The organism is Pedobacter sp. UBA5917 (assembly GCF_002432345.1).
In the GTDB taxonomy this organism is placed as follows: domain Bacteria; phylum Bacteroidota; class Bacteroidia; order Sphingobacteriales; family Sphingobacteriaceae; genus Pedobacter.
In genome coordinates this window covers 1-9,341 of sequence record NZ_DJDT01000044.1, presented here as the reverse complement: position 1 = coordinate 9,341, position 9,341 = coordinate 1, and the positions used below count along the sequence as shown (strand labels likewise).

The window sequence follows — 9,341 nt, the reverse complement described above, 5'->3', positions numbered from 1 at the left end:
TCATTTCGTCACCCTGAATTTATTTCAGGGTCTTTCCAAAATAGATGCTGATCCCGAATCTTCGGGACAGCATGACGAATCTATTGAGACCAGATGTTTTTAAAACCCTATTTTTTAGCAAATAATTATCGAATTCAAATTAATGCTGCAATTAAACCAGAATAATTTATTATTATCTTTGCCATCTATTAAATTAAGCAGATGAGCAAGCTTTTCGGATATATTTTAAGCCCTATTTTTTATATTTTCTTTGGATTAATGCTTTGCATTTTCCATCCTGTACAATGGATATGTTTTAAAGTTTTCGGCTATAAAGCACATAAGGTTTCAGTAGATATTCTTAATTTTTTTCTAACCTATTGTCAGATTTTCCTGTTCAATTCCATCAGCTTTAAAAACGAGTATGATCTGCCGGCAGACAGACCGATTATTTTTGCGGCCAACCATCAAAGCATGTACGATATTCCTTCGTTGATCTGGTTTTTAAGAAAACACAGCGCAAAATTTATCTCAAAAATCGAACTTACCAAAGGTATTCCTTCTATTTCCATCAACCTGCGTTTGGGTGGAGGAGCAAATATTAACAGAAAAGATAACAAACAGGCCATTTCAGAAATCATTAAACTTGGCCGCAGAATGAAGGAAAACAACTGGAGTACAGTTATCTTTCCCGAAGGTACCCGCGCAAAAGACGGACAGCTAAAAACCTTCCAATTTGGGGGCATTGCCACCATTTTAAAAGTGGTACCCAATGCATTGGTGGTTCCGGTGGCGATAGAAAATTCGTGGAAAATTGTCCGTTTTGGCATGTTTCCCTTAACTACCGGCAACGCCTTAAAATGGACCGTTTTAAAACCCATAGAACCCGGTGTAAAAACAGCTAACGATATTACCCTCGAAGTAGAAAACGAAATCAGGAAAGTTTTGGGCCAGCCAATGGAACAACCAGCTACGCTGTAAAGAAGGGTTAACTGGTTAATTGTTTAAATCGGTTAATCGGTACCAAACGCCCATTATCCATCTTACATTTTCCATCTTACAAACACATTACAAGATTAATCGACGTAAAACGCTATACGCCTAGCGCCAACCGCCCATCATCCATTTTCCGTCTTACCTCACCCCTAGATATTCTTATTCCCGATCACCCTGAAAAATTCATCGCGGTAAGTATCGCCTACAGGAATAATTTTCTGATTAATGGTGATACGGCTACGCTCGATGCTCTCAATTTTATCAACCGCAACAATGTACGATTTGTGCACCCTGATAAACTGGCTTTGAGGTAATGCCTCTTCCATTTTCTTCATACTCTGAAGTGTAATTACACGTTCATCCTTGGTGAAAATAGAGATATAATCCTTTAAACCTTCGATAAACAGGATATCGTGAAGATAGATTTTTTGGATCTTGTGTTCCGTTTTTACAAAAATATAGTCCTGTACAGGATTTGCTGGTGCAGAAAATGGTGCAGGCGTAACAATCGGCTGCGCAACGCTGGCAGGGGCTTCAACCGGTTTTACCTGGTTATGCACTTTTTCTACCGCTTTATAAAATCGGTCGAAAGCAATTGGTTTCAATAGATAATCAGAAACATTGAGATCGTAACTTTCCAAAGCATACTGTGGGTAGGCCGTGGTTAAAATATAGTGGCATTTGTTACCCGCGATCTTTAAAAACTGGATTCCCGTTAATTCAGGCATCTGGATATCCAAAAACACAAGATCAATCCCCCCACCCTGCACAATCTGCAAAGCTTCTATCGGGTTTTCGCACCTTTTAACCATCGTTAAAAAAGGCACTTTCGATATATAATCCTGTAAAATATCAAGCGCTAAAGGCTCATCATCAACAACAATACAGTTTAAATTCATTTTGGTTAATCTATTTAGTTCATGATTTTCTTATATCCGGTTTAATTCTCCGGTTATATGTCAATCATCAGTTCGCAGGTATAATGGGTAGCCGAATTTACAACATTTAATTTATATCTGTCAGGATATACCAATTGTAGCCTACGTTCTACATTGGTTAAACCTACACCGCCCTGTGCATCTTTGTTCTGCTGGTTCTTTTTATTGATGACACTGAAGTGCAGAATTTTCTGGTTGGCAATGATATTGATTTTTACCGGTTCGGCCGGATCATTTACCACGCCATGTTTAAACGCATTCTCGACAAAGGAAATCAGCATTAACGGCACTATTTTCTGGTTATCGATCTCCCCGTTTAAAGTAAGTTCGATGTATGCACCATCCTTAAACCTGATTTTTTGCAGCTCGATATAATTGGTTAAATAATCTACCTCTTTACTTAAAGCTACCGTTGGGGTATTGCTTTCATAAATCATATAACGCATAATTTCCGAAAGCTTCATAATCGCATCGGCTGTTTTATCCGATTTTTGATAAGCCAGCGAATAAATATTATTAAGGGAGTTAAAAAGGAAATGCGGATTTAACTGCGATTTTAAAAACTGGAGTTCCATTTCGCGGCGTTCGCTTTCCAGGTTACGCTGGATGCGTTCGCTCGAAAACCAGTCGGCGGCAAATTTGATAATACAGCTCGATACCAAAAAGAATCCGCATAAAAACAATTGAATGAAAAAGTAATAGTTTATCTGGAACGTTTTTTTCCCCTGTCCCGCTTCCACATACTCTAACAAATCTTTTGGATTTAATACGGCAATAACGGTTTTAATCAGCGCACCAGCCCCTAATAACACGATAAAGGTTAGAATATACAAAAAGTACCTCTTTTTATTTTTTATTAACTGAGGTATAAGTATCAGATAATTAATATAGAATAAAGAAACATTAATGATCCCAAACCCTACCAAAGTAATCATATAATGTTTAACACTCGCCCGTTCCGGACTGAGGAAAAACCCCAGTATGATGATAAAAGATATCATTACCCAGTATATAGCGTGTAATATTAAAGGCCCTTTACTCTGTTTCATTTAAAATTTATTAAAAATTGGCAAAACCTATACACGTTTAAGTAACGCATATTGTTCAAAGCCACAAAATAAATAAAGTTTTATCGATTTACTTACACAATCTACCAACGGGCATTTTTTTTCTACCAACGGCCCAATGGGCAATTTTTATCGACCAACGCCAAAAATGTCTGTTGATCTAGAATCTTGAACACTTGGTATAATAGATTTTAGCAGGAAGTTTTTCCTGTGTTTCTTTGAATCATCAAAACGAAAACAATATGAAAACTACATCAGCAATCCACTTAAAAAATCAAACAGTAATGGCTGATGATATTTTCGCAGCCTCTCAAATAAAACAAACCATCATGAAAAAGTTAGGAAACACTTCGCCATTTTTACTATTGTTATTACCAGTATTTATGATGATCATTTTAACCCTTACCGTAAGCACCAGTCAGAACGACGCAGAAATAGTAGTTAAGCCTGCAAAAAGCTCAAGTACTATTGTAACAAAAGCCACCGCTATTTTTAAATAATAGCCATGGGTAATTACGCGATCGAAACCGTAGGCTTAAACTTTAATTTTGGCAACCAGGCCATTGTAAAAGATCTTTCGTTACAGGTACCAAAAGGCAGCATTTACGGCTTTTTAGGGCCAAACGGAGCCGGAAAAACAACCACTATAAAAATTTTATTAAACCTGCTGAAGTCGCCTTCAGATCAGGTTTTTTTATTCGGAAAAGAAATAAACAGTAACCGCATTGCTATTTTAAAGCGTGTAGGTGCCTTGGTAGAGCAACCTGCCATTTACGGGCATTTAACAGGCCGCGAAAACCTCATCAACCGTTGTATCCTACTGGGCATAAAAAAAACCAAAGCCGACGAAATGTTGGCCCTGGTGGGTTTAACCGATGCAGCAGATAAAAAAGCGAGTAAATATTCTTTAGGTATGAAACAACGTTTGGGCATAGCACAGGCGCTGATATCTGATCCCGAACTACTACTTTTAGACGAGCCTACCAATGGTTTAGACCCTAACGGCATTATCGAGATACGTAACTTGATGATCGAACTGGCTACCAAACATCAAAAAACCATTCTGGTATCAAGCCATTTACTGGCAGAAATAGAAAGAACTGCCACACATGTAGGCATCATCAATAAAGGGCAGCTGTTATTTCAGGGCACCATTGATGAACTTCATCTGCTGAGCAAACCCATGCTCGAAATCGAAGTAAACAACATCGAAAGTGCGAGCACCTTTATCGCAAAGGCCGGATATGAAATCGTTGCCCAAACCGATAAAAAAATCACGGTTCCGTTTAATTCAGCCCAAAAAAGCGGCGAATTAAATACACTCCTTATACAAAACGGTTTTACAGTAAGCAGCCTTTATCAGCAAAGAAAAGACCTCGAAAATTTATTCCTGGATATTACCAAAACAAACTAATATGCGTACGCTCTACATATCTTTAAAATCAGAATTTTATAAGTCGCGGAAAACGCTGGCTTTTTGGGCGGCCATATTGTTACCGGTTATTATATGCGGATTAATCTCTTTTGGTTTTTATTCAGAATCCGAAAAAGTAATTGCTGCACATAACCCTCCTGTAATACTGTGGGCAAAGTATAGCGGTGCAGCACTTGGCGTAATGGGGTTTTTAATTATGCCCTTTTATGTCATATTTATGGCTTTTTCGGTTAATAATATCGAGCATAAGAACGATACCTGGAAAATGTTATTTGCTCAACCTTTGAATAAATTTGCCATTTATGCCGCAAAATACCTGTATGCTGTATTTCTGATATTCCTTTGTTTATTTCTTTTCGCCTCTTTAACTTTTGCTTTTGGCCATTTATTGCAGGTATTGGTTCCAAAATTCAACTTTAACCAGTATAATCCATTAAGTTTCCTCATTAATGCTTATGCTAAACTATTCCTGTCTGCTTTAGGCATTTTATCATTTCAGTTTATTTTAAGTTTATTGTGGAGCGATTTCCTTAAACCGATGGGAATTGGCTTTGTTGGCACCATTATGGGGATAATTACAGCAAATATTGGCTGGAAATATGCCTACCTGATCCCTTATTCGTTACCTGCTTTAGCTTTGAAGATCACGAAAGTGAAAAAAGGAACCGATCCGCTCGATTTTCCCATTTTCACACAGGAAATATGGACAAGTTTAATTTATGCAGCCATTCTTTTTATTATCGGCTACTTTATTGTAACCAAAAAGAGTATAAAATAGGTTAAGGGATTATTTATCAGGTCAATCATGTAAAAATATCATTGGAAAATAATTTGAAGGGGTTTAAAGTGTAATTTAGATCAAAATCAACCAACTAATTATTCCAAAATGATCAAAAGATTTACCACCACAGCACTGGCTCTTAGCTTGTGCCTTACGGCTTTTGCACAAGATACCCCTGATGCAGCTGTAGTACAAAAAATAAGAAAGGAAGGTTTGGAACATTCAAAAGCAATGGACATTGCCTTTAACCTAACAGATGTTAGCGGACCCCGTTTATCAAATTCGCCCGGCTTAAAAAGAGCGCAGCAATGGGCTGTAAAACAACTCACCGATTGGGGTTTGAAAAATGCCCATCTCGAAGCCTGGGGAACTTTCGGTAAGGGCTGGCAGATTGATAAATATTATGCAGCTACCACACTCCCTTATTACCATGCCATTATTGCCTCGCCAAAAGCCTGGACACCGGGTACAAACGGACCGATAAAATCTGAAGTAATCTTAATCAAGGCCGATAGCGTTGCCGATTTAGCTAAATACAAAGGCAAATTGGCTGGAAAAATCATCATGATGGATCAGGGCACGCCACTAACCAGCGGCACCAAAGCCGATTTTTCGCGTTATGCAGATACAACCCTGGCACAAATGGCTGCAGCAAAACCACAGGCAGCTGGTACCAGACAACGCCCCGCAGGAGGACCGATGGCGGATAGAATGGCGCAGATGATGAAAATACGCGAAACACGCGCAGCTATAAATGCCATGTTGGTTGAAGAAAAAGTCGGTTTGATTTTAACATACGCCCGTGGCGGCCAGGGGACATTTTTTACCAGTAACGGCGCATCTTATGCGCTAGATGCTAAACCTGTTTCACCTGAACTAGAAGTAGCTGCAGAAGATTTCCTTCATATATTACGCTTATTGCGTGCTGGTAAACCTGTAGAGGTAGAAGCCGATATTAAAACTTCTTTTTACGATCAGGATCCACAGGGTTATAACGTAATAGCCGAAATACCCGGAACCGATAAAAAACTAAAAGACGAAGTGGTAATGATTGGTGGTCACTTCGATTCGTGGCATGCCGCAACCGGCGCAACCGACAATGCTGCCGGCTCTACCGTAATGATGGAAGCCATGCGCATTTTAAAAGCCATTGATTTTAAACCAAAACGAACCATCCGCATCGCACTATGGAGTTCGGAAGAGCAAGGCTTATTTGGCTCAAGAGGTTATGTATCTAAACACTTTGGCGATCCAAAAACCATGGTATTAACACCCGATCAGAAAAAAATATCGGCTTATTACAACCTTGATAACGGAACAGGAAAAATCCGTGGGGTTTATTTACAGGGCAATGCCACCGCCGGTCCGATTTTTCAAAGCTGGTTAAGCCCATTTGCCGATCTTGGCGCAACAACTGTTACCATTAGCAACACCGGTGGTACCGATCACCAGGCTTTTGATGCCGTTGGCATCCCGGGTTTCCAGTTTATCCAGGACCCTGCTGATTATAATACCCGTACGCACCATAGCAATATGGATACATACGACAGACTTGTTGAAGATGATTTAAAACAGGCCGCAACCATTATTGCTTCTTTTGTATATAATACCTCGCAACGTGAAGCACAGATACCAAGAAAAGAATTACCTGCGCCACAACCGGCCCGACCATAAAATAACATAAATACAAAAGCCTGCTGATTTGACTTTAGAAATCAAATAGCAGGCTTTGCTGTTAGAATGAGAGGTTATAACATCTTTTTACATCCTTTAAAAGGATAATATTCTTTCTTTAAACGCCCACACAATTAACTGGTAGGAGTTTTTCAGGTCGAGCTTTCGCACCATATTTCTGCGGTGTGTATTTACGGTATGTTCGCTGATAAAAAGCATTTCACCGATTTCTTTGCTGTTGTACCCCATCGATAATAGGTGCACAATCTCTACCTCCCTTTCGCTGATCGAACCATGATTTTCCTGTAATAGGATATTGTTTATCATTTTTGAAAGAATTAAATTTTAATTTTTAGATTTTTCGGCTTCGTCAAAATAGACCCATCTTTAAATAAGTCCAAAATAGTTGTTCATCAAGGGTAGACAATGTTTGTTTGTACAACAGCAGATTGTTTATCTGTTATTATATACCAAAAGTAGTGGTATGCCGCAACTGCATGATAGCGCAAAACACCTTAAATAAAAAGGTGTTTTTACGGTATTTTAATTATAAATACTTCTTGCCAGATCACTTATTATTATCGATTTTTAGGCTTTAATAAACAAATAAACATCCTAATTTTATGAGCAAAAATTTAAACTCAGAACCTATCGATCCGAAGATTGCAAAAGCAATGGTTGTAGCATACGCCAAAGAAGGGGCTACTTATGATAAATCGTACACCAAAGCGGTATGGTTTCCGGCAGAGCAGATTTTAGAAATAGCAAAATCAATGGCTGAAGGAAAATATGACGGACTAAGGATTTACTTTGCACAATATTTAAATGAAGGCCTTGAAGGTGTTCCCGAATCTTATGCAGGCAGAAATACCCTATTATTGGTGCCAACCATACCGAGTTTAGCTAACGGAGGTTATGGAGATCCGCGTGATCATGAGGATGATTTGGGCAATATCGAAAACAGGGGAACAGCCTGTCCGGATATGTGCGATGGAACCAGTTTATAAAGAATGAGGTATGTTTCGCCCATAATCATCTCCGAGTTGGGTTGCTTAATTGCAGCCCTTTTTTTGGTTTGGAAAGATAAATCTATCTTTTGGAAAATAATAACCTGTTACATTGCGGTTGCCCTTGCTACAGAACTATTTGCCATTTATCTTGCATCGCACCACCGGCACAACTTATGGCTTTTTAATATCTTTATAATATTTGAGAGTACTACCATCTTATATGGCCTCTATTGTTGCTTACGGGAATACACCAACCCTAAACCTATTTTTTTAATCGGTTCGGGAATGGTGTATCTTACCTATTTTTACTTCTTAATTTCGCAACCATTTACAGACACCAATGCATTAACAATCAGCGTGATGTCGATAATTTTCACATTATATTGCCTCTATTATTACTACCTCTTATTAAAAGATGCAAATTTCATCAACATCAAAACCCATCCCGAATTTTGGTGGATAACGGGTGTGTTATTTTATTACTTCGGAAGCACCATGTCTAATATCTTTGATGGCTTATTTACCGTAAAAATTATTGGTAATGCTACATTAAGATATTGCATTTATGTATTGCTAAACCTAATTTTATATAGCTTTTGGGTATATTCGTTTATATGCAGAATGAAACAACGAAAATTGCAGTCTTAGTTGCCATTTCTACACTGGTATTCCTGTTAATGCCAGTGTTTTTGATTTTATACATCAGATCCTATAACCGGCATAAAAAAAATCATTTTCTGGAAAAGCAGAATATGCAGCAGCGGTTCGAATCGGAAATACTTCAAACACGGATTGAGGTACAGGACCAGACCATGCAGAGCATCGCTACCGAACTGCACGATAATGTTGGACAATTGCTTAGTCTTACCACGCTTACCCTAAACTCGGTAAACTTAAATGATGTGCCGAAAGCAAAAAAGAAGATCGAAAATTCCCTTTCCCTTGTTAATAAATCCATTAAAGAATTAAGGGAGCTGGCCAAACTTTTACATGGCGAGCAATTGGTAGAAAATGGCCTTGGCCACGCCATTGATCAGGAAATTAACTGGCTTAACAAAGCAGGTACTTACGACCTGCAAACCAACAATAAGCTTTTGGATTCAGAACTTGTATCACCCGATAAGGATCTGATCATCCTCCGTTTGCTTCAGGAGATTATCAATAACATCATCAAACATGCGCATGCAACCCATATACAGATCGATTCGTACCTTGAAAACGATGCGCTGCATTTAAAAGTTGCCGAAAATGGCATAGGCTTCGATCCAGAAGAGATGAAAGCTAAAAAATCCGGAATGGGTCTTAATTCTATTTATAAAAGAATTGAGATGATCAATGGAAAATTAGCCTTAAATTCGGCTCCGGACAAAGGCACATCTATTGCCATTGAAATCCCCTATCCCTAAGTTATGCAGAACCAAAATATCGCCATAGCCATTGTTGATGATCATACGCTCTTCC

The 9,341-nt window shown here is 38.6% G+C and carries 10 protein-coding genes; 7 read left to right on the top strand and 3 right to left on the bottom strand.

Annotation, left to right across the window (positions count from 1 at the left end):
- Positions 1–201 precede the first annotated feature (201 nt).
- Positions 202–960, top strand: a complete 759-nt coding sequence (locus B2V92_RS02960) for a lysophospholipid acyltransferase family protein (RefSeq protein WP_293304684.1) — start codon at positions 202–204, stop codon at positions 958–960.
- A 164-nt stretch (positions 961–1,124) separates the two neighbouring features.
- Here the strand turns inward: B2V92_RS02960 and B2V92_RS02955 are convergent, their stop codons facing one another.
- Positions 1,125–1,874: a LytR/AlgR family response regulator transcription factor gene (locus tag B2V92_RS02955; protein WP_293304682.1), complete on the bottom strand. Its 750-nt coding sequence runs from the start codon at positions 1,872–1,874 to the stop codon at positions 1,125–1,127.
- Between the two features lie 53 nt (positions 1,875–1,927).
- The gene (locus B2V92_RS02950) at positions 1,928–2,746 is read right to left on the bottom strand and encodes a sensor histidine kinase (protein WP_293304680.1); all 819 of its coding nucleotides are present in this window, start codon (positions 2,744–2,746) and stop codon (positions 1,928–1,930) included.
- A 476-nt stretch (positions 2,747–3,222) separates the two neighbouring features.
- Here B2V92_RS02950 and B2V92_RS02945 point away from each other — a divergent pair, with 476 nt between their 5' ends.
- From B2V92_RS02945 to B2V92_RS02930, 4 genes are all read left to right on the top strand, one after another.
- On the top strand, positions 3,223–3,480 hold the full coding sequence (locus tag B2V92_RS02945) for a hypothetical protein (protein ID WP_293304678.1): 258 nt from the start codon (positions 3,223–3,225) through the stop codon (positions 3,478–3,480).
- 5 nt (positions 3,481–3,485) lie between these two features.
- Positions 3,486–4,394, top strand: a complete 909-nt coding sequence (locus tag B2V92_RS02940) for an ABC transporter ATP-binding protein (protein ID WP_293304676.1) — start codon at positions 3,486–3,488, stop codon at positions 4,392–4,394.
- A gap of 1 nt (position 4,395) precedes the next feature.
- Positions 4,396–5,193 carry an ABC transporter permease gene (locus tag B2V92_RS02935; protein ID WP_293304674.1) on the top strand — a complete coding sequence of 266 codons (798 nt, stop codon included), beginning with the start codon at positions 4,396–4,398 and terminating at the stop codon, positions 5,191–5,193.
- Positions 5,194–5,301: 108 nt separating this feature from the next.
- Positions 5,302–6,870: a M28 family metallopeptidase gene (locus tag B2V92_RS02930; RefSeq protein WP_293304672.1), complete on the top strand. Its 1,569-nt coding sequence runs from the start codon at positions 5,302–5,304 to the stop codon at positions 6,868–6,870.
- Between the two features lie 96 nt (positions 6,871–6,966).
- Here B2V92_RS02930 and B2V92_RS02925 read toward each other — a convergent pair whose 3' ends face one another.
- Positions 6,967–7,197 carry a response regulator transcription factor gene (locus tag B2V92_RS02925; RefSeq protein ID WP_025143302.1) on the bottom strand — a complete coding sequence of 77 codons (231 nt, stop codon included), beginning with the start codon at positions 7,195–7,197 and terminating at the stop codon, positions 6,967–6,969.
- A 296-nt stretch (positions 7,198–7,493) separates the two neighbouring features.
- Here B2V92_RS02925 and B2V92_RS02920 point away from each other — a divergent pair, with 296 nt between their 5' ends.
- Entirely contained in the window at positions 7,494–7,877 is a 384-nt protein-coding gene (locus tag B2V92_RS02920; protein ID WP_293304669.1) for a hypothetical protein, read from the top strand.
- 617 nt (positions 7,878–8,494) lie between these two features.
- Complete coding sequence (locus tag B2V92_RS02915; protein WP_293304667.1) at positions 8,495–9,286, top strand: sensor histidine kinase; 792 nt, start codon at positions 8,495–8,497, stop codon at positions 9,284–9,286.
- The last annotated feature ends 55 nt before the right edge of the window (positions 9,287–9,341 follow it).